Origin of the sequence: Lonepinella koalarum, assembly GCF_004565475.1 — a bacterium.
GTDB classification, from domain to species: Bacteria; Pseudomonadota; Gammaproteobacteria; order Enterobacterales; family Pasteurellaceae; genus Lonepinella; species Lonepinella koalarum.
The window spans coordinates 219,785-240,086 of record NZ_SRHX01000002.1; the positions used below are offsets into that span (position 1 = coordinate 219,785).

General features: G+C 33.6%; 18 protein-coding genes and 1 pseudogene. 15 read left to right on the top strand and 4 right to left on the bottom strand.

Annotated features, from left to right (window positions below):
* Positions 1-57: 57 nt before the first annotated feature.
* From E0709_RS03755 to E0709_RS03800, 9 genes are all read left to right on the top strand, one after another.
* A complete protein-coding gene (locus E0709_RS03755; RefSeq protein WP_132301423.1) occupies positions 58-717 on the top strand; it encodes an amino acid ABC transporter permease in 660 nt (219 codons plus the stop codon).
* Between the two features lie 2 nt (positions 718-719).
* Complete coding sequence (locus E0709_RS03760) at positions 720-1,388, top strand: amino acid ABC transporter permease (RefSeq protein WP_132301421.1); 669 nt, start codon at positions 720-722, stop codon at positions 1,386-1,388.
* Positions 1,389-1,400: 12 nt separating this feature from the next.
* Positions 1,401-2,165 carry an amino acid ABC transporter ATP-binding protein gene (locus E0709_RS03765; RefSeq protein WP_132301419.1) on the top strand — a complete coding sequence of 255 codons (765 nt, stop codon included), beginning with the start codon at positions 1,401-1,403 and terminating at the stop codon, positions 2,163-2,165.
* Positions 2,166-3,144: 979 nt separating this feature from the next.
* On the top strand, positions 3,145-4,710 hold the full coding sequence (locus E0709_RS03775; RefSeq protein WP_132301415.1) for a sodium:solute symporter family protein: 1,566 nt from the start codon (positions 3,145-3,147) through the stop codon (positions 4,708-4,710).
* An 11-nt stretch (positions 4,711-4,721) separates the two neighbouring features.
* Positions 4,722-5,249, top strand: coding sequence for a hypothetical protein (locus tag E0709_RS03780; protein ID WP_132301413.1), 528 nt, complete (start codon positions 4,722-4,724; stop codon positions 5,247-5,249).
* Positions 5,246-6,844 (top strand): class I adenylate-forming enzyme family protein, encoded by a 1,599-nt coding sequence (locus E0709_RS03785; RefSeq protein WP_132301411.1) that lies wholly within the window; start codon positions 5,246-5,248, stop codon positions 6,842-6,844. Before E0709_RS03780 ends, E0709_RS03785 begins: the two co-directional genes overlap by 4 nt.
* Positions 6,845-6,872: 28 nt before the next feature.
* A complete protein-coding gene (locus tag E0709_RS03790) occupies positions 6,873-8,450 on the top strand; it encodes an acyl CoA:acetate/3-ketoacid CoA transferase (RefSeq protein WP_207905229.1) in 1,578 nt (525 codons plus the stop codon).
* Entirely contained in the window at positions 8,444-9,178 is a 735-nt protein-coding gene (gene fabG / locus E0709_RS03795; protein WP_132301407.1) for a 3-oxoacyl-ACP reductase FabG, read from the top strand. Before E0709_RS03790 ends, fabG begins: the two co-directional genes overlap by 7 nt.
* Before the next feature lie 22 nt (positions 9,179-9,200).
* Positions 9,201-10,391, top strand: a complete 1,191-nt coding sequence (locus tag E0709_RS03800; RefSeq protein WP_132301406.1) for a thiolase family protein — start codon at positions 9,201-9,203, stop codon at positions 10,389-10,391.
* Positions 10,392-10,443: 52 nt separating this feature from the next.
* Here the strand turns inward: E0709_RS03800 and E0709_RS03805 are convergent, their stop codons facing one another.
* Positions 10,444-11,598 (bottom strand): CdaR family transcriptional regulator, encoded by a 1,155-nt coding sequence (locus E0709_RS03805; protein ID WP_132301404.1) that lies wholly within the window; start codon positions 11,596-11,598, stop codon positions 10,444-10,446.
* An 11-nt stretch (positions 11,599-11,609) separates the two neighbouring features.
* Positions 11,610-12,746 carry a glycerate kinase gene (locus tag E0709_RS03810; protein WP_132301402.1) on the bottom strand — a complete coding sequence of 379 codons (1,137 nt, stop codon included), beginning with the start codon at positions 12,744-12,746 and terminating at the stop codon, positions 11,610-11,612.
* A gap of 333 nt (positions 12,747-13,079) precedes the next feature.
* On the opposite strand from E0709_RS03810, the pseudogene E0709_RS03815 reads away from it, so the two are divergent.
* The 3 genes and pseudogenes from E0709_RS03815 (at position 13,080) to grcA (ending at position 15,726) form a co-directional block, all read left to right on the top strand.
* A pseudogene (locus E0709_RS03815) lies at positions 13,080-13,728 on the top strand (IS1595 family transposase).
* A 459-nt stretch (positions 13,729-14,187) separates the two neighbouring features.
* Entirely contained in the window at positions 14,188-15,048 is an 861-nt protein-coding gene (locus E0709_RS03820; RefSeq protein WP_132301400.1) for a cysteine ABC transporter substrate-binding protein, read from the top strand.
* Between the two features lie 294 nt (positions 15,049-15,342).
* The gene (grcA, locus tag E0709_RS03825) at positions 15,343-15,726 is read left to right on the top strand and encodes an autonomous glycyl radical cofactor GrcA (protein ID WP_132301398.1); all 384 of its coding nucleotides are present in this window, start codon (positions 15,343-15,345) and stop codon (positions 15,724-15,726) included.
* An 82-nt stretch (positions 15,727-15,808) separates the two neighbouring features.
* Here the strand turns inward: grcA and E0709_RS03830 are convergent, their stop codons facing one another.
* Both E0709_RS03830 and E0709_RS03835 read right to left on the bottom strand, forming a co-directional pair.
* Positions 15,809-17,623, bottom strand: a complete 1,815-nt coding sequence (locus tag E0709_RS03830) for a BglG family transcription antiterminator (protein ID WP_132301396.1) — start codon at positions 17,621-17,623, stop codon at positions 15,809-15,811.
* Between the two features lie 16 nt (positions 17,624-17,639).
* On the bottom strand, positions 17,640-18,278 hold the full coding sequence (locus tag E0709_RS03835) for a histidine phosphatase family protein (protein ID WP_132301394.1): 639 nt from the start codon (positions 18,276-18,278) through the stop codon (positions 17,640-17,642).
* Between the two features lie 166 nt (positions 18,279-18,444).
* Between E0709_RS03835 and E0709_RS03840 the strand changes: the two genes are divergently transcribed.
* The 3 genes from E0709_RS03840 to E0709_RS03850 are packed head-to-tail and all read left to right on the top strand — an operon-like array spanning position 18,445 to position 20,300.
* Positions 18,445-18,918: a PTS sugar transporter subunit IIA gene (locus E0709_RS03840; RefSeq protein WP_132301392.1), complete on the top strand. Its 474-nt coding sequence runs from the start codon at positions 18,445-18,447 to the stop codon at positions 18,916-18,918.
* A 2-nt stretch (positions 18,919-18,920) separates the two neighbouring features.
* Positions 18,921-19,235: a PTS fructose transporter subunit IIB gene (locus tag E0709_RS03845; RefSeq protein ID WP_132301390.1), complete on the top strand. Its 315-nt coding sequence runs from the start codon at positions 18,921-18,923 to the stop codon at positions 19,233-19,235.
* Between the two features lie 12 nt (positions 19,236-19,247).
* Complete coding sequence (locus tag E0709_RS03850; RefSeq protein WP_132301388.1) at positions 19,248-20,300, top strand: PTS fructose transporter subunit IIC; 1,053 nt, start codon at positions 19,248-19,250, stop codon at positions 20,298-20,300.
* Positions 20,301-20,302 lie beyond the last annotated feature (2 nt).

A 20,302-nucleotide genomic window follows, 5' to 3' on the forward strand; every position in this document is an offset into this window, starting at 1 on the left:
ATCTGCCTAATTAAGCCATTATAATTTTAGCTATTTTAAATTCATTTCTTATTTTCTATGAACTGGCAATATATTTGGAACGCCGTTCCTCGTTTTATTGATGCAACTTTACTTACCTTGCATTTGTCCTTTTGGGCTATTGTGTTGTCGGTGTTAGTCGGGTTGCTTTGTGCCGTGGTGTTAACCTACAAAATTCGTGGCTTGCAATGTCTGGTCAAAAGCTACATTGAACTCTCTCGTAATACCCCGTTGTTAATTCAAGTCTTTTTTCTGTATTTTGGTTTATCCAAAGTAGGCATTAAATTAGATGGTTTTACCTGTGGGATTATCGGTTTGGCTTTTCTCGGGGGGAGCTATATGGCGGAAGCCATTCGGGGCGGATTGGAAGCCGTATCCAAAGGGCAAATTGAAAGTGCGTTAAGTATCGGGCTAACGCCTTTACAAGCCTTTCGCTATGTGATTTTTCCGCAAGCCTTTGCCATTGCCACACCAGCGGTGGGAGCAAACTGTTTATTTTTAATGAAAGAAACATCGGTAATTAGTGCCGTTGCGGTGGCGGAATTAATGTTTTTGGCAAAAGATATTATCGGAATGGATTATAAAACTAACGAATCTTTATTTTTGCTCGTGGTATTTTATTTGATTATTTTATTGCCCGTGTCACTGTATATTCGTTATTTAGAACGCCGTTTGCGTCAAGCTAAATATGGAGCATAGTCATGGGGTTGGGTATTTTATTTCAAGGCAGTAATTTAGAACGTTTGCTCGGTGGATTATGGATCACCGCTGAAATTGCCTTTGTGTCAGTGTTTTTTGCGTGTATTTTAGGCGTAATTTTGGGTGTAGTGATGACCAGTAAAAACAAAGCCGTGCATTTTTTTTGCCAGCTATATTTAGAGATAGTACGCATTATCCCCTTGTTAGTATTACTCTTTTTAGTCTATTTTGGGTTTGCTAAATGGTTTAATATTCACTGGAGTGGCGTTTGGGTGTGTATTGTAGTGTTTATTTTCTGGGGGGTAGCTGAAATGGGGGATTTGGTGCGTGGAGCATTAACTTCCATTGAAAAACATCAGATCGAATCTGCCTATGCTTTGGGTTTGAACAAACTGCAAACTTTTGTGTATATTTTGTTGCCACAAAGTTTAAAACGAGTGACACCAGGGGCGATAAATTTATTTACCCGAATGGTAAAAACTAGCTCCCTTGCTATGTTAATCGGTGTGTTGGAAGTGATTAAAGTGGGGCAACAGATTATTGAAACATCACTATTTACTGATCCGTCCGCTGCTTTGTGGATTTACGGCGTGATTTTCTTTTTGTATTTTATTATTTGTTATCCATTGTCATTGTTTTCCAAATATTTAGAAACAAAATGGAGCAATTAGGAATTTTAAATTATGGCATTATTAGATATTAAACAACTCGTCAAAAATTACGCTGAAGTCACCGCACTTCACGGCATAGATCTTTCCGTGCAAAAAGGCGAAGTCGTGGTAATTCTTGGACCTTCGGGCTGTGGTAAGAGTACGCTACTACGCTGTATTAACGGTTTAGAAGAAATTAAAAGTGGTGAAATTCGATTAGAAAATAATGGTATATTAGGCAAAGATATTTCGTGGGTTAAAGCCCGTCAAAAAATTGGTATGGTGTTCCAGAGCTATGAATTATTTTCACATATATCAGTGATCGACAATATTTTGCTTGGTCCAATGAAAGTACAAAAACGCAAACGGGAAGACGTGGAAAGACAAGCAGATAAACTGTTAAAACGGGTTGGCTTATTCGACCGCAAAAATGCCTTTCCACGCGAATTATCAGGCGGACAAAAACAACGTATTGCTATTGTGCGTTCCCTTTGTATGAATCCAGAAATTATGCTATTTGACGAAGTTACTGCCGCCCTTGACCCTGAAATGGTGCGAGAAGTGTTGGACGTAATTTTAGGATTAGCTAAAGATGGTATGACTATGCTGATTGTGACTCACGAAATGGGCTTTGCCAAACAGGTTGCAGATCGTATTATTTTTATGGATAAAGGCGAAATTATTGAGCAATCTAAACCTGAATTTTTCTTTGCTAATCCCACCACAGATCGGGCAAAAGCCTTTTTGAATATTCTTAATTATGAGAAAAGTGCGGTAGATTATGAAGCTAATATTTAGCGAAGTTAAAACCGAGTAGTGCGGTGTAAAAAATTGATCTGACCACAAAAACTTGGACAATTTAAGTAATAACTTCAATGGATAACGCCATCTTAAGACTTAGATGGCTTCTGCCGTTTCTTGTCTTCTCTCTTAATAATCTTGCCTCACTTTTTTAGCAAGTCGTTCTCTGCTCTCAATTGAAGATTCTCAAGTTTAATCTCTTCTTCTCAAGTTTTAGGTTTGGGTGGTATTTTAGAATATTTTTGTTTGCTATATCACACCGCTAAGTCATTACTACTTAAATGTTTGAATTGTACAACCCATTGTCTAACTGTTTTATTGGGTAGGTTAAAATGTTTGAGTGTTATTGGTAACTTTTCGTGATTTACGAAGTAAAAATCAACGATTTGTTGTTTAAAGATTTGATTATATTTAGTCATAAAAATTGATCATTACTAGTTCGGTTATTAGTCCAACTTTTAGGAAGCAGATCAAAATATTAAATTTTTACACTGTAGTTTTTATAAAAATGATTTAATTCGCCACAATCTCGCCATATTTTCGCTGTTGATATCAGGTTCTCACGTCCGAACTTTAGGGAAAAATGTAAGTTTTACTAAAATGTGATCAATATCATATTACGTAGTGCAATTGCCTAAAATTATAATAAATAGACTCTAAATTTTGTATCTTTTTACAATGAGTATTGTTTAATCTCATTTTATACTTTCCAACAATTCTAAATTTAGTTCACTTTACTAAAGGAGATACATATATGAGTAAAAAATGGTTATTTATTCTATTTAATGTTATCTATTTCTTCATTGATTGGATAATTATACCGATAGTACCAAATAAAATATTATTTGGTACTATACCATTACAATTGTTTCTGATGCTAGGTTTACCAGTTTTAGCTGCTGTTGTGTGGGGATTGTACTATAACAATTTCTTTAAAACACAGTCACATGTTAATTATGACTAAGTGAGGTATCAAATGAGTTCAAGTATTTGGATTATAATTGGGATAGGGATTTATGCTATTTTTATTATAGCTCACGGATTTGGTTCTTTTAAGAGTACAAGCAAAGATTCTGAATCATTTTTTATGGCAGGTCGGGGTGTAAATCCTTTTGTGTTACTTTGTACAACAGCTATTTCTGTGTTTTCAGCTTTAGCCTTTTATGGTGTTCCAGCTAGTATTTACAGGGATGGTATAGGCTTTTTCTCTAATACAGGGGGAATGATTGCTGGTTTAATGTTTGCTTCTATTGGTTACAGACTCTGGCTTCTAGGGAAAGAATATGGTTTCACTACACCAGTAGATTTTTTACGGACTAGATACTATTCTGAATCCTATGGTGTTCTAATTGCTATCGTTCTAATTTTGTTTATTGTTCCTTATGTTGCAATGCAATTGGTCGCAATTGGGGATGCAACGGAAATTACAACCAAAGGAATGGTCCCCTACATTGTCGCTGTTGCATTAGGTACATTGGTTGTCTCACTTCACATCATTGGTGGGGGTATGAAATCTGTTGCTTGGATGGATACATTTCATTTTATTCTTGGAACGGGAACATTAATTGTGTTATGTGTTTATTTGGTAACAACTTATTTCCCAAATGGAGGATTAGCAGAAGCGGTGCAAAAAATCAATTCAAATCCTGAATTATCGCCGATACTTTCCCATCCAGGTCCGAGAGAGATCTATAATTGGAAAGGTACTCTTAATAACGCCTTAGCCGGTGCAGTAGCAACAGTGGTATGGCCACATATTTTTATGAGAACTTTTATCGCTTCAAGTAAGGATAACTTTAAAATGATGGCATGGGCAATGCCACTTGCTTACGTTGTGGTCTATGGTTTTATTGTTGTATTAGGGGCATTGATTATCCCTGCTATTTTAAGTAGTCAGGATATTACCCAATATGGTATGGATAATGTGGTATCTGTCATATCAACGCAATATGCATCACCGTTTATATCATTTATTTCATTATTATGCTTATTTGCATTTGGTGTATCAACCGCTGACTCAATGTTATTGTCAGCAAGTGCTATTGGATCGCGAGATTTATATGTCCGCCATAAATATGAGCTAAGAAATCTAGCGATTGAACCAAGAAAAGTGGTTACATTTGGTAGAATTCTATTATTAGTTCTAATGGTATTAGTTTTAATTGTGGTAGCCCTAAAACCTGCAGTTATAACTGATTATGCCTATAAACTTTCCAGTCCTTTCTTTGCTCAAATTTTACCAGCAACCTTAGGTGGATTATATTGGAAAAAAGGTACAAAAGAAGGCGCTTGGGCAGGTACAGTTGCTGGATTATTGGTAACTATTTTATTCACATTCTTTATTAAAGCACCTTTTGGATTTTCTCCTATTATCTGGGCGTTACTTATTAATAGTATTTTATATTATGTGGTGAGTATAGTAACAAAAGTTCCGAGTGAAATAGTATCTAGATATGTTACTCGAATTGATTCAATTATATACTCTGGTAGCGAGGTGAAATCTAGTATTGATAATACGTTAACTCGTTTGAATTCAAAATAAGAGTTTTAAATATGAATGAATTGTGTGAATTAAAATTTTATGGGGTGAGTCTGTACCACCCCATAGGCTGGAAGATCGTATCGACACCTAATTCTAGATGCAGTTTTCAAGAAGGAGAAATAAAATTAGAAAATATAACTATTACATCAGAATCAGAGATATCGCTATCATTGAGATGGGCGACAATGAAAAATATTATTTCAGAGCAGGATTATCTTTCTGAATTAGAGAAAACCTTTCTTTTGCAAGAAAAAAGAAGCAAAGGCAAAGATAAGTACAAAATTAAAGATACGATAGAAGTTACTAATCATAGAGATCAAGTATACATCTCAATATCTGAAATATATGCTAATCATTCTATTTTAAATATATTCAAAAAAAGTGAATCAATAACCATGATTCAAGGGGTGTACTTCTCGGTTAAAACTAAAAGAATATTAATGGCAATTATTAGTTCTAGAACAACTAATTTTGATGCAAATAAATTATTTTTTATAGATATAGTTTCCAGTTTATCGGAAAGTCTGGAGGGAATATGATTTGGGATTATATCAAGGATAAATTATTATCAGTAGATTTGGTAAATAGACACTACGAACTATTATTTGATGGTTATAATAATTTATATGAATGTTTTTATAAAATATATTTAGAACAAAAAGATGAATTGTTTGTTGTATATGATAATGAGGATTTCACTTATGGCAATATTTATATTTTAATTGAAACAATATGCTCTAACCTAGAAAGAAGATATGGGAATAATAAACCATTAAATGTTGGTGTATTATTAGATAGCTCAGTTTATTATATATGTTTTTTGTTAGCTATAAATAAAATGGGTTGGATATCTATACTTTATCCAACAAAATATGGATCTTATGAAATTAATGATTTAATAAAAATTATAGATATAGACCTTTTAATATCAGAAACAAACTTTAATGATGTTATTGATGGTTTGGATAAAGATGTAGAATGTCTTAATTTCAAAGATTGTTTATTAGAATGCGACTTGTGTGTGATTAAAGCAACAAGTGAAAGATATTATAATTTTTTAGATATTGAGACTTTAGAGAAAGATGCAATTATTATGTTTACTTCAGGTACAACATCACATTCTAAAGCAAGTGTTATAAAAAATTTTAACTTAGTTCATGCTATAGAAACGTATAAAAATATATTTCAGTTAAGCAAATATGACAGTACTTTGCTTGCTACACCTATCTATAACATTACTGGTATAGTAGGAATTTTTTCTACTATAATGTCTTGTGGTGGAATAATATATTTACATAGTAAGTTCAATATTGATAATTTAGTGGATGGTTTGAAAAGATTTAAAATAACGTATTTTCATTCATCTTCCGTAGTCTTAAAGAAAATAATAGAATCATCTAAATCTAAAGTATTTAATAATATAAGACTGGTCGCTTGTGGTTCTAGCATGTTATCTTCTAATGATATCAATAGGATTAAAGCTATTATGCCTAATGCCAGTATTAGAGTAATTTATGGATTGACAGAGAGTTCCTCCCCCGGAGCAATATTCCCAGTAGATATATATAAGCATAATAAAATTAATTCATCAGGAATTGCAATTCCCGGATTGGAAATAAAAATAATTGATGATTATTTTAGAGATGTGGGATTCAACACTATTGGGGAAATAGGTATAAAAGGTACAAATGTAATAACAAGGTATATTCCTGATAATAATGAACTTATTAATGAAGATGGGTTGTTGAGAACAGGTGATTTGGGTTATGTGGATAATGACGGTTTTTTGTTTGTTAAAGATAGAAAGAAAGATATTATAAACAGAGGAGGAGAGAAAATATTTGGATTGGAAGTAGAAGAGTGTTTGTATAATATAAAACAAGTTAAAGAAGTTGCTGTAGTAGCTAAACATGATGAGATTTATGGAGAAGTACCGGTTGCTGTCATTTCTACATACGATAATGAAAAAATTAATATAAATATGATTGTTAATTTTCTAGAGACTAGATTAGCTAAATATAAGATACCAGTTGATTACTATTTTATTAAAGAATTAAAAAAAACAAAAAATAATAAGATTGATAAAAAAGCATTAAGGGATTTAGTTAATTGTGTTTCGGATAATATTAAGTAATGGGGTTATAGTTATGAAGCATAAATTTATGACTGCAAATGAAGCAATAAAACTTATTCGTGATAATAACACAATATGTAGCGTTGGAATGACATTATCAGGAGCATGTGAATCAATATTAAAAGCGTTGGAATGTAAATTTTTAACAACTGGTCATCCTAATCATTTGACATTAGTACATTCTGCTGGACAAAGTGATCGGAAAGATGGTATTCAACATTATGCTCATGAACATTTTGTTACAACAATTATTGGTTCTCATTGGGGGCTGCAACCAAGATGGATGGAATTAATTTCCAATAATAAAGTTATTGCTTATTGTCTCCCACAAGGGCAAATCGCGCATCTTTATAGAGAAATGGCTTGTGCTTCCCCAGGTAAGTTCAGTAAAGTCGGAATTGGTACTTTTATTGATCCTAGAATTGAGGGCGGGAAAATGAATCAACTTACAAAATCTATGCCTGATATTACTTCAATAGTAACTATTGATAATGAAGAATATATTCATTATAAACCAATAGAATTAGATGTTTGTATATTCCGAGGAACTGTTGCTGATGAAAATGGCAATATATCAACAGATGAAGAAGCAATGAAGCTGGAAATATTACCTGCGGTATTAGCGACCAAAAGATATGGGGGAAAAGTGATTGTCCAGGTAAAAAGAATAGCTAAATCTGGTTCACTTCATCCTAAAAATATAGTTGTACCCGGTAATTTTGTAGATGCCATTGTTATATCAGAAGAGCCTTTATTAGATCACAGACAGACTTCTTCTTGGTATTATGATCCATCTTATTCGGGAGATCTTATCGTACCAGAAGTGACAATAACACCTTTAAAATTAGACATTAGAAAGTTGATTGGGAGAATTGGAAGTACCTTATTGGAACAAGGTAATGTGATTAATCTTGGTACAGGTATTCCTAATGATGTTATTGGGAAAATCTTACAAGAAGAAAATGTGAGTAAAGATATTATGATTACAGTTGAGTCTGGTATTTATGGTGGAATACCTGCAGGTGGTATCGATTTTGGAATTGGTCAAAACTTAGATGCAATGATAACTCACCATGAGCAAATGGATTATTATAATGGAGCTGGTATTGATGTTACTTTTATGGGGTTAGGTGAATTGGATGAACAAGGTAATGTTAATTCTACAAAAATGGGTAATCGTTGTACTGGAGCTGGCGGTTTTATTGATATTACTCAAAATGCTAAAAAAGTAGTGTTTTTATCACAATTCACTGCAAAAGGTCTAGAAATCAGTTGTGAAAATTCCAAACTATCTATTATAAAAGAAGGGGTAATTAAAAAAATGGTTAAGCAAGTGTCTCAAATCTCATTTAGTGGAAGACTTGCTAGGAAGAAACATCAGCAAGTTTATATTGCAACAGAAAGAGCATTATTTAAATTAGTTGCACAAGGTGTTGAACTAATAGAGATTGCACCAGGAATTGATTTACAAAAAGATATTTTAGATTTAATGGAATTTAGTCCTATCATAAGTAAAAATATCAAGATGATGAATCCGAATCTTTTTATAGATAAACCGTTTGGACTTAAATATATAATCATGAATAAGGGGAATTCATTATGTTAAACAACAAAATTGCTATTGTAACTGGAGCTGCTCGCGGTTTGGGGAAAGGTATCGCTCAGAAATTATGTGAGAAAGGATGCTTGGTTATTTTATCAGATATTATTGAGAAAGAATTAGCTAATACAGCTCAAGAATTAAAAGCGTTAGGATACCAAGCCGAGCCTGTGGCTTGTAATGTTAGTGATGAGCAAGCTGTGAATAAATTGTTTGCGAGTATTATTGATGAATATGGACGAATTGATATATTAGTCAATAATGCAGGGATCAACAGAGATTCTACTTTGCATAAAATGACAAATGAACAGTGGGATGTTGTGATCAAAGTGGATTTAACCAGTGTTTTTTATACATCCAGAAAAGCTATGCAAATTATGAGAGAGCAATCCTATGGGCGAATTATAAATATATCCTCTGCAAGTTGGTTAGGTAACTTTGGTCAGGCTAATTATGCCGCAGCAAAAGCTGGGGTGGTTGGGTTAACAAAGACAATGGCTCGAGAAGGCGCTAGAAAAAACATAACTTGTAATGTTGTTTGTCCGGGATTTATTGACACAAATATGACAAAATCTTTACCTAAAGAAAATTGGGATTTGATGTTAAGTAAAATTCCTATGGGGAAAGCTGGACAACCCTCTGATATTGGTTGTGCAGTAGCATTTTTGGCATCAGATGAGGCTTCTTATATTACGGGTGAAGTTATTAATGTTGGTGGTGGAATGATTTTATAACTAAACATAAATGGTGAATGTGATGAGTAAATTAGATGATGTTGTTATTGTTTCAGGTGTGAGAACGGCAATAGGAAAGTTTGGCGGTAGTTTTAAAGATGTTTCTGCAATTGATCTAGGCGCTATAGTGATTAGAGAAGCGATTAATCGAGCCAAATTAGCAGAAAATTTAGTTGATGAGGTAATTGTTGGTAATGTTGGTCAAATAGCAGAAAATGGTTTTATTGCAAGAATGGTTTCTTTAAATGCGGGTTTGTCCAAGGAAACAACCGCATATTCAGTTAATAGGCAGTGTGGTTCAGGCTTGCAAGCTATTGTAAATGGTATGTTAGAAATACAATCGGGTAATTCTAATATTGTAGTTGCCTGTGGAACAGAAAATATGTCTAGTCTCCCTTACTATGATAGAGGATGTCGTTATGGATATAAGATGGGGCATGCACAGCTTGAAGATGGATTATTGAGTATTTTAACTTGGCCAGGTGGACCTTATCATAATGGAATGACAGCTGAATATGTTGCGGAAAAATATAGTGTAAATAGAGCGCAGCAAGATCAATTTGCTTTCAATAGCCAGCAAAAAGCAATTTATGCAATAAAAAATAGTTTATTTGAAGAACAAATTGTTCCTGTTGAATTAAAAGACAAAAAAGGAAGTGTCTCTTTTTTTAAGCAAGATGAGCATGTTCGTGAAGATGTTTCGATTGAAAAATTATCTAAATTAAAACCTGCTTTTAAATCTGATGGAACGGTTACAGCGGCCAATTCTTCAGGTATAAATGATGGAGCAGCAGCAGTTGTTCTTATGAGCGCCAAAAAAGCTGATGAATTGGGTGTTAAGCCATTTATAAAAATTGTTGGTTATGCAATTGCCGGTAATGAACCTGAATTAATGGGGTACGCACCCAAATTCGCAATAGAAAAACTTTTGAAAAAATATAATCTAAATATAGAGGATATTGATCTATTTGAACTTAATGAAGCCTTTGCATCACAATCATTTGCAGTAATTAGAGATTTAAAGATTGATGAAAATAAAGTAAATGTAAATGGTGGGGCAATAGCCTTAGGACATCCAGTTGGTGCAAGTGGCACAATCATTACTGTTAAATTGATGTATGAATTAAAAAGACGACAAGCGAAACGAGGAGTTGCGGCTATGTGTGTTGGTGGGGGGCAAGGAATCGCTGTTTTATTTGAATTGTGTAATTAGAAAATAGTTAAAACACCACACTTTTAAAATAATCAAAGTGTGGTGATAATATTTAACCAATAACATTTAATGCTAAATAAAGTAAAAATAAATCATCAGTTTTATTTAAATTTAACCCAGTTAGTTCGCAAATCTTATTCAATCTATATTCAAGAGTATTGCGATGAATATAAAGTGCTTTAGCTGTAGTAATGGTTTGCATATTGTGTTCAAACCAACTTGATAATGTTTTGATTAACAAGCCATTATTATCCATTAAATACAGTTTCTTTAAAGGACGTTCAAGTTCTTGTTTTTGCCATCCATCTTTCAATTGATCTAGTAGTACTGGTAAAACTAAATCTTGGTAATTATATATCTGTTGATTAGGCAAACGAGATTTACCAATTTGTAATGTAGTTTTTGCAGTATGGAAAGATAAAAATATATTGTTATTCTCTTTAGGGAAATAATGGCCAATGGCGATGCGAACATGTAAACGAGTATTTTTATTTATATGTGTAATGAGTTGTTCCAGTTGTTTGATGTGATCTTTTATATCCCACCGTCCATAGTGATTTAACGCAGATTTTAATATAACCAATTCAGTTAAAGAAAGAACAGCGACTAAATCATTTTTTCTTGGTGTTTTTAGTAATTGTTGTAGATTTTGTAATTCGACGTTTGTATTTTCTAATCCTAATTGATCACTATCAATTTCAATAATACAAGCGATTCTAGGGATAGACAAATCTATACTTAGTCGATTCGCCCATTCTCGAGAGTTGGTTGAGATGCCATTGGAGTGAATAAGATCTAAAATAAGCTCTTCTTTTAAGCGTGAATCTTGTGCCAGTAATTCGGATAAACGAGCTTGCTCCAACATCATTTCAGCGGCCATACAAACCAGTTTACCAAATTCTTTTAAACTGGTGGGTTCGCCTGTTAAACCAATCACACCGATGATTTGACCATCTAACCGCAAAGGAAGATTAATGCCCGGGCGTACACCATGTAAGCTATGCGTAACAGCATCATGAATATCCACAATTCTGCCTTGCGATAACGCCAATAATGCACCGTCATGGATTTCGCCGATTCTATCCGCATCACCGCTGGCAATAATTCTGCCTTTTGCATCCATAATATTGATATTACAATCAATAATATCCATGGTACGCTGTACAATTTTTTGAGCAAGTTTTACATCTAATCGGTAAACAGACATAATGAAATACCCTAAGAAAGATTGATTTTCAACGTCGCTGCCACATTTCTCGCCGTGATTTCAAGATTGTTTTCGGCATGTTGCAACGCTTCTGGCAAGGTGCAAACCGTATTCAGCACGCTAAATACCGCATCCAAACCATAATCATAGACAACCTGAATATCTTTTCCAAGACTGCCTGCAATGGCAATCACGGGGATATTCAATTTTTTCGCTATCGCCGCCACGCCAATAGGGACTTTCCCTTTAATGCTTTGATGATCCAAGCGTCCTTCGCCCGTAATGACTAAGTCGGCATCTTTCATTTTGTCTTCGAGTTTCAAAAGATCGGTGATAATGCCGATACCGTTTTTCAATTCCGCTTGCAAAAAGGACGCAAACGCCATGCCTAAACCGCCAGCCGCCCCCGCCCCTGCCACATATCGTGTATCCATATTCAGATCACGCTGAATAATTTTGGCAAAGTGCGATAAGGCATTATCCAGTTGTTTCACCATGTCAGGGGTTGCCCCTTTCTGTGGACCAAAAATAGCGGAAGCCCCTTGTTCACCTGTTAAGGGGTTTGTTACGTCACATGCCACTTCAAAACGGCATTGTTTTAACCGAGAATCCAATTTTGATAAATCAATTTTATCTAAACGTGCTAGTTCCGCACCACCATAACCTATAGGTTTTTCTTGTTTATCTAGTAGTTGTACACCTAATGCTTGTAGCATCCCAGCTCCGCCATCATTGGTTGCACTACCACCTAATCCAATCATGAAATGACGTACACCAAAATCTAGAGCAGATAAAATTAATTCACCGACACCAAATGTAGTCGTAATTAGTGGGTTACGCTGTTCAATGGGAACTTTCTCAAGACCACAGGCGGCAGCTATTTCTATAAAGGCAAAAGAATGATCTGCAGAAATACCCCAAAATGCGGGTTGTTTTTTTCCTAATGCATCAGTCACATCTAATTTAATTACTTTACCTTGAGTTGCTTCAACCATGGTTTCTACGGTACCTTCACCTCCATCGGCAACAGGTATTTTTATATAATTTGCATTAGAAAAAACTTGTTTGAATCCTTTTTCAATAGAATTCGCTACTTGCATTGCTGAAACACTTTCTTTGTATGAATCTGGTGCAATGACAATCTTCATATTTTACTCCATTTAACTAGTTATGTATAAATCATGCTAAATTTAGTATGTTTTTTTATAATATGTATTGGAAATATTAACAAAAAATAAAGAAAATAAAGATAGATATATGTGCATATGCATAAATTGGTAATCAGATAAGTTGATTAATTTGTAATTAGATAAAGGAGTAATTTAGTACATTTATAAAAATAGATAGTTAATATTCTCATTATTTCTTCTTACTACATAGTTACTTTATTAGAGAGACATAATGGACATTTCTATTGATAAACTTTGAAAGAATTGTACTATATAACTGAAAATTTTCCTATTTTAGAGTACACTACCGAAATGAGAAAGATTTATCTAATTCAGCATAAACAAATTAAACTCATTGAGTCGTTCGTAGCAGAGGTTACATTTTAAACAGCTTCTGAGTTGGTTAATGTAAACAAAAACATAGCAGCCTATTATTTCATCGTTCATGATTACTTATTTATCAACATAGTACCTACTTTGAAATATTTGATGGCAAAATAGAAATTGATGAGAGCTATTTTTGTGGAACTCGTAAAGATAAACGTGGAGAGCTGCGGGTTAAGACCGCTGTATTCGAGTTTTTAAAGCGTAACAGTAGGGTTTATACTGTTGTCGTGTCGAATAATATTCAGACCGCAACGTTATTGCCAATAATCCGAAAAAAGTATAACCTAATAGTATTGTTTACACAGATTATTATCGTGGTTATGATGTACTAGATGTCAGTGAATTTTGTCATTTTCGTATAAATCACGACACATACTTTGCTGAAAAGCAAAATTACATTAATGGAATAGAGAATTTTGGGATCAAACAAAGGGACATTTACGTAAATTTAGCGAAATTCCTAAAGCTCATTTTTGAGCTGTATTTAAAGGAAAGTAAGAAGCATTTTAATCACTCTAATTTAAAAGAACAAATTTCTATTTTAAAACAATTTGTTAAAGAGAATTTTTTCTAGTTATCTAGTACAGCAGTCCCAAATATTGTTGAAGATTATTGGGGAAATTTAAAGTAAGTTTTATAAAATCTGATTATTGTATGATTAATAAAAATATGCATTATAAAGATCAAAGATCTTAGTTTAAAATACTGTCAATACCTATTAAGTTAATTTCGGCAAAGTAGACAAAATAGTTGGTAAAAAGTTGATTAAAGCCTTATAGTAACTGGATTTAACCAACTTTTTTGAATTATGAATAAAAAACTGCTCTTTTGGTCAAAATCTGTCTATTCAGAAATATGGTACTCAAAATAATATCCAACGCTATAAATATAATTCTTGTCACAAAACCATTTACGTTTACTAAGAATGTACGTTATTCCAAAACCTTATATCAAATAATCTTTAATTCTTTCCGTTTTTGTGGGAAATTTTTTTATAATCAGCTCACCAAATAACTCTTATAAAGGATCATCTATGAAAAATTTCAAAAAAATCACCGCGCTTTTAGCTACATTATTATTAGCTGTGGGTATCACCGCTTGCGATAATAATAGTAAAGAAGCTGCTAAAGCTGAACCAACCAAAGTTTCTGCGGTAGATCGTATTAAACAAGCAGGCAAAGTTCGCATTGGCGTATTTAGCGACAAACCGCCATTTGGCTATGTGGATCAAAATGGTCAAAGCCAAGGCTTTGATGTGGAAATTGCCAAAGATTTAAGTAAAGATTTGCTGGGCGATGAAAACAAAGTAGAATTTGTATTGGTAGAAGCGGCTAACCGTGTAGAATATCTGACATCAAATAAAGTTGATATTATTTTAGCCAACTTTACTGTGACCCCTGCTCGTCAAGAAGTAGTGGATTTCGCCAAACCTTATATGAAAGTGGCATTAGGTGTGGCATCAAAAGACGGTGCGGTCATTACCGATATCAAAGAACTTGAAGACAAAACCCTGTTAGTAAATAAAGGGACGACAGCAGATGCATTCTTTACTAAGAATTATCCAAATATCAAATTGTTAAAATTTGAACAAAATACTGAAACTTTCCAAGCGTTAGTGGATGGGCGTGGTGATGCGTTAGCTCACGATAATACGTTGTTATTTGCTTGGGCGAAAGAAAATCCCGGATTTACCGTGGGTATTAAAACCTTAGGTGAGCAAGACAGTATTGCCGGTGCGGTGCGTAAGGAGGATAAAGATCTGTTGGAATGGTTAAATGCTGAAACGGAAAAATTATCTAAAGACGGTTCATTAAAACGTGCTTATGAAAAAACCTTGTTACCGGTTTATGGTGATACGATTAGTGAGAAAGATATTTTGGTTGAATATCAATAATTCCAATTAATCAATATGTAAATTTGATTTTTAAAGACCAGTTCTGTGTTTAGGATTGGTCTTTATTATTATATGCGCCTATTTTGTTAAATATAATTTAAAAAATGTTAATAAAAAGTTTTAATATATTTTATTTAACTTAATAATATTGAAGCAGATCAAGTTATCTTGATTTTAATATAAGATTAGCTTGATAAATGTCAAAAATAGTTGAATTCATCAAATTTTTTGATAAAATTTGTACATCATTTAAAAATTCAATTATTTAAATAAACAGCCAAATGGAGGCACTTTATGATTAAAGGTATTCAAATTACTCAAGCAGCGAATGACAATTTATTAAATTCATTCTGGTTATTAGACAGTGACAAAGGTGAAGCCCGTTGTTTATGTGCAAAAGGTGGTTTCGCTGAAGACCAAATCGTGGCAGTAAACGAATTAGGTAAAATCGAATATCGTGAGTTACCAGTTGACGTTGCTCCAACAGTAAAAGTGGAAGGTGGTCAACACTTAAATGTAAACGTTTTACGTCGTGAAACCTTGGAAGACGCAGTTAAAAACCCTGAAAAATACCCACAATTAACTATCCGTGTTTCAGGTTATGCAGTACGTTTTAACTCATTAACTCCAGAACAACAACGTGATGTTATCACTCGTACTTTCACTGAAAGCCTATAATTTGTTTTTCTAAAACAATATTCAACACCCTGATCTTTGGTCAGGGTGTTTTATTTTGAACAGTCTCTATCAAGATAAATACTTAATAATTGTTGTTATTCATATTTTCCATGTCCTTTCTGATTTCATTAAGAATATCCTGGTTATTAATAATATTGTAAATATCCGAAATTATTACCCTGCTTCTCTTAAGATCTTGTTGGCTAATACAGATCAAAATAATCAAGTCCACATAATAATCTTGCCATTTTATTTTCCGATTATTTTTAATAAATACAATACTGGTTTGATAAACTCTATCTACTGCACCATGTGGGGTGGCAACACCCGTTGGAAAATCTGTACTACCGATTTTTTCTCTATTTAAAATGGATTCTAAAAAATCCGTTGAAACTCTATTTCTTTGAGCAAGGAAATTTGTTGCATAGGTTAAAATTTGTTCTTTATTATTAAAATCAGTGATTAGTTTAAAGTAATTATCAAACTTTATTGATTTAACTTTATCATGACTATTTATTATAGAAATAATTTCTTGTTCACTCACTAATAAAGAAATCTTATGATATGGATAATTAGTATTCAGTTCTAATGTGGAAAAAACATACTGATAATCTTCTAGTGCCAAATTGTTAATGTTTTCATAAGAAACTGCGGTTAATTCATCAGTGTTTTTTATGGCGTGATTAAATCGGTGTTGTAAAAAGGCTAATGCTGCATTGCCAAGTGAACAGACTAGTAATATTTTTCGTTTGTCGGTGAGTATATTTTCTAAAGCAGCTTGAAAATAAATGGTAATAAAGGCAACTTCATTTTCATTTAAATCAATATTAGGAAATACATCTTCAGTTGCCATAATCACAGCGTTAAACATTTCTGGATAATTTAGTTTTAATTCATGACTAAATTCATTCTTCACCATTATTTTGTTTTTTAATCTTTCTAGCATGCTTGGAATATGGCTAGATAATCGCTCAATTAAAAATTGATTTTTAGAAAAATCCACATTAATAATAAGGCTCATTTTATTAATGAGATTTTTAATGATAGCATGATAATAGTTTTCATTTTCCTGAATTAAACTGGATTTATTAAATACAATATATTGTACTAAGAAATCAACATCTGAATTTTCTAATTCTATTGAAAGATTTTTAGCCACTGAAAGAATCATTTTCATAAAACTAAATAATGTTTTAGTTCTTATGTTTTTGGATAAAATTTGTGTAGTAGTGTAATGTATCCCTTTATTTAGATTGAAAAAGAAGATAACTAAGTGATTTAATATATTTTTGCTATCATTATAAGCAAAAGCATTTTGATTTTTATCTAAGAAAAAAGCGAGTTCTTGCAAACAAAAATCTACTATTTCTGATGAATAATATTGCTTTAATAAAACCACATGATCTTTATTTTCGTGAGATAATATAAATTCATTAAAGCGAAAAAAAGCTAAAAATAATGCCTCTGGTTGTTGTTCAATAAAAGTACCTTGATAATTACTGTTTAATGATACAATATTATTATTAATATAATCAAGATCTCTTTTGATGGATGTTTTGCTTACAAAATATTTCTCAGATAATAAGTTATAACTCAATATTTTTTCTTGGAATAATAACTGATAGGCTATTTCTACTCGTCTTTTATGTAAACTGGTTTTGTTTGATGTTTTTGTTAAATTGTTTTTAGCAACATGCTCTGTTAGCATGACACCCACACCAGATCTTTTTTCTATTACTTTACTATTTTCAGCTAAGTAGTCAGCAAGATTATTTAATTCATAATGAATAGTTCGCTCTGAACAACCACATTTTTGTGCAAGTTCTTTTACTGTGATGTAGCTATGACTCTTCTCCAATAATTGAACTAAAAAAGACTGACGCTTAGTTAATAACATATTATTCCTCTTACTTCTATTTAAGATGGTCGGTATTATTTATATTACCTAGGATAAATTTGGTTGTACTCTCTTTTTCCTGTAAAATATGCACGGTACTGATGGAGGAATTGGTCGGCATTTTGAGATATTTGGGTTCTCTGTGGTTTTGCCATGTTGCCCCTGAAAATAATGCTAATAATAATCTTAATGTATTTCCATGAGAAACTATTAGAATATTTCCTGTTTGATGTATTTGAATAATATGATCAATGGATTGTTTTACTCGTTGAGCAAATTTATCATAGGTTTCACCTTGGCTAATTAATGCTTTATACTTTAATGGGAAGTTTGACAATAATTGATATTCTTCCAATTCCTTAAGTCCATTTACGGGTTTTCCTTCCCATTTGCCAAAATCTTGTTCATTAAGTCCTATATGTTGAAAAAGAGGGATATTTCTTCCATTCAAAATATATTTTGCAGTATCTATTGCTCGTTTTAATCCACTTGAGTAAGCTGCGACAAAAGGAATCTTGCTTAATGTTTGCCCCGTTAATTTTGCTTGTTCGCAACCAGTTTTTGTTAATGGGCTATCTTGACTTCCTTGTAATAAACCTTGTTCATTCCATTGGGTTTTTCTGTGCCTAATAAGATAAAAGGTTAAAGATTTCATCGTATTCTCTCCATTTATAGATCATCTCAACTTTATTCTACGCATTTCTCTCCATTTTAGGTATTACAAAATATTGCAACAAGTTGTTGCAATATTTTGTGGTATGCAGCGTATTTTTCATAGATAGAATGGTGTACACCAGAACAAACAAATGTAGGGGGTATTAATGAGTAAACCAATAATTTCTAAGCAACTGATTCAGTTAGATTTAGAAATTGACAACAAAGATGAGCTGTTTGAGCGAGTAATTAATCTAGCCTTAGATAATCACTACATTTCAGATAAACAGCAGTTTTTACTTGATGTGCAAAAACGAGAGCAAGAATCTGCAACCGCTGTGGGATATGAAATCGCCATGCCACATGGTAAATCTGATGCAGTGTTACATCCTTTTATTGCTTTTGTGCGGTTAAAAAATCAATTTCGTTGGGGGGAAGATGGCGATGATGACGAGCTAGTGAGATTGATTTTCTTAATTGGTGTACCAACACAAGATGTGGTGCTGCATTTGAGATTTATTCAGGAATTGAGTAAAGCCTTACTCGATGATGATTATCGTCAACGCCTAATCAATGAAAATGACATTCATAAAATTGAACACTATTTAAGCCAAATTAAACTACCCAATAAGGAGATTTAAACATGAACATTGTGGCTGTTACCGCTTGTCCGACAGGCATTGCGCATACCTATATGGCACAGGCTGCCATAGAAAAAGAAGCAAGTAAAAGAGGCTATACAATCAAGGTTGAAACCCAAGGCAGTATGGGAATTGAAAATGAACTAGAGCAAGATGAAATTGATCAAGCCGATGTGGTGATTTTAGCGGTCGCCATTGCCATTGAAGGCGATGAACGTTTTGAACAAAAACGTGAGTTAGGCAAAGTGATCAATATTGAGCCAGGTGCAGCCATTAAAGATCCTGCTGGCTTGATTAACAAAGCGGAAAACCTATAACAGGAGCGGACTATGTCAAAATTTAATGATGTAATGAAAGAATTACAAAAATCCTTTAACACTGGCGTGTCATTTATGTTGCCTTCGGTAGTCGTCGGTGGGATTTTTCTTGCACTCTCTTTATCCACAGGGGAAGCCACCGATACAGGGATGAATGTCACCAATTCCTTTATGAAAAATCTTGGTGATTTAGGGATTGCAGGTTTCACCATTATGATTCCATTGCTATCGGGTTTTATCGCTAATTCCATCAGTGGCAAACCTGCTCTTGCTCCTGCCATGATTTTGGGTTATCTCGCCAACACACCTGTCGGTGATGATGGTATTAAAACGGGTTTCCTAGGGGCGATGATTATGGGCGTTGCCGTGGGTTATTTTGTGAAATGGTGTAAAACCTGGAAAGTGTCCAACACCATAAAAACCATTATGCCCATTCTGATTATTCCTATTGTAACCACATTAACCCTTGGCATGCTTTATATTTACGTGATCGCTGTCCCCATTGGTTATGCCATGCAATGGTTGGTGGTGCAACTGGGTAATTTACAAGGTAGCAGTGCCATTCTCCTTGGTTTAATTATCGGGGCAATGACTGCTGTAGATATGGGCGGACCAATTAATAAAACGGCTACGGCATTTACCTTGGCTTTGATGGCAGAAGGTGTTTTTGCACCCAATGGCGCTCATCGCATTGCGGTCGCAATTCCGCCACTTGCTATGGCGATTTCCACGTTCATTGATCGCAAAAAATACAGTTCAGAAGATAGAGATCTCGGTATTTCAGCGTTCTTTATGGGCTTAATTGGGATCACTGAAGGGGCAATTCCTTTTGCGGTAAAAGACATGAAACGAGTCTTGCCTGCGATCATTATTGGCAGTGCGGTCGGTGGTGCATTGGGCATGATTAATAACGTTGAAACCCTTGTTCCGCACGGTGGTTTAATTGTGTTGCCAGCCGTCAATGGCAAACTGTGGTACTTCCTTGCCATGCTTATCGGTACACTCGTTTCCGTTGCCATTCTACACTTTACTAAACCTAATCTTGAAGAAAATATGGAGAAATAAAA

What these genes read in the sequence shown, in the direction of transcription:
- E0709_RS03755 (WP_132301423.1), top strand. Translation starts at nt 58, where the DNA reads ATGAACTGGCAATATATTTGGAACGCCGTTCCTCGTTTTATTGATGCA.
- E0709_RS03760 (WP_132301421.1), top strand. Translation starts at nt 720, where the DNA reads ATGGGGTTGGGTATTTTATTTCAAGGCAGTAATTTAGAACGTTTGCTC.
- E0709_RS03765 (WP_132301419.1), top strand. Translation starts at nt 1,401, where the DNA reads ATGGCATTATTAGATATTAAACAACTCGTCAAAAATTACGCTGAAGTC.
- E0709_RS03775 (WP_132301415.1), top strand. Translation starts at nt 3,145, where the DNA reads ATGAGTTCAAGTATTTGGATTATAATTGGGATAGGGATTTATGCTATT.
- E0709_RS03780 (WP_132301413.1), top strand. Translation starts at nt 4,722, where the DNA reads ATGAATGAATTGTGTGAATTAAAATTTTATGGGGTGAGTCTGTACCAC.
- E0709_RS03785 (WP_132301411.1), top strand. Translation starts at nt 5,246, where the DNA reads ATGATTTGGGATTATATCAAGGATAAATTATTATCAGTAGATTTGGTA.
- E0709_RS03790 (WP_207905229.1), top strand. Translation starts at nt 6,873, where the DNA reads ATGACTGCAAATGAAGCAATAAAACTTATTCGTGATAATAACACAATA.
- fabG (WP_132301407.1), top strand. Translation starts at nt 8,444, where the DNA reads ATGTTAAACAACAAAATTGCTATTGTAACTGGAGCTGCTCGCGGTTTG.
- E0709_RS03800 (WP_132301406.1), top strand. Translation starts at nt 9,201, where the DNA reads ATGAGTAAATTAGATGATGTTGTTATTGTTTCAGGTGTGAGAACGGCA.
- E0709_RS03805 (WP_132301404.1), bottom strand. Translation starts at nt 11,598, where the DNA reads ATGTCTGTTTACCGATTAGATGTAAAACTTGCTCAAAAAATTGTACAG.
- E0709_RS03810 (WP_132301402.1), bottom strand. Translation starts at nt 12,746, where the DNA reads ATGAAGATTGTCATTGCACCAGATTCATACAAAGAAAGTGTTTCAGCA.
- E0709_RS03820 (WP_132301400.1), top strand. Translation starts at nt 14,188, where the DNA reads ATGAAAAATTTCAAAAAAATCACCGCGCTTTTAGCTACATTATTATTA.
- grcA (WP_132301398.1), top strand. Translation starts at nt 15,343, where the DNA reads ATGATTAAAGGTATTCAAATTACTCAAGCAGCGAATGACAATTTATTA.
- E0709_RS03830 (WP_132301396.1), bottom strand. Translation starts at nt 17,623, where the DNA reads ATGTTATTAACTAAGCGTCAGTCTTTTTTAGTTCAATTATTGGAGAAG.
- E0709_RS03835 (WP_132301394.1), bottom strand. Translation starts at nt 18,278, where the DNA reads ATGAAATCTTTAACCTTTTATCTTATTAGGCACAGAAAAACCCAATGG.
- E0709_RS03840 (WP_132301392.1), top strand. Translation starts at nt 18,445, where the DNA reads ATGAGTAAACCAATAATTTCTAAGCAACTGATTCAGTTAGATTTAGAA.
- E0709_RS03845 (WP_132301390.1), top strand. Translation starts at nt 18,921, where the DNA reads ATGAACATTGTGGCTGTTACCGCTTGTCCGACAGGCATTGCGCATACC.
- E0709_RS03850 (WP_132301388.1), top strand. Translation starts at nt 19,248, where the DNA reads ATGTCAAAATTTAATGATGTAATGAAAGAATTACAAAAATCCTTTAAC.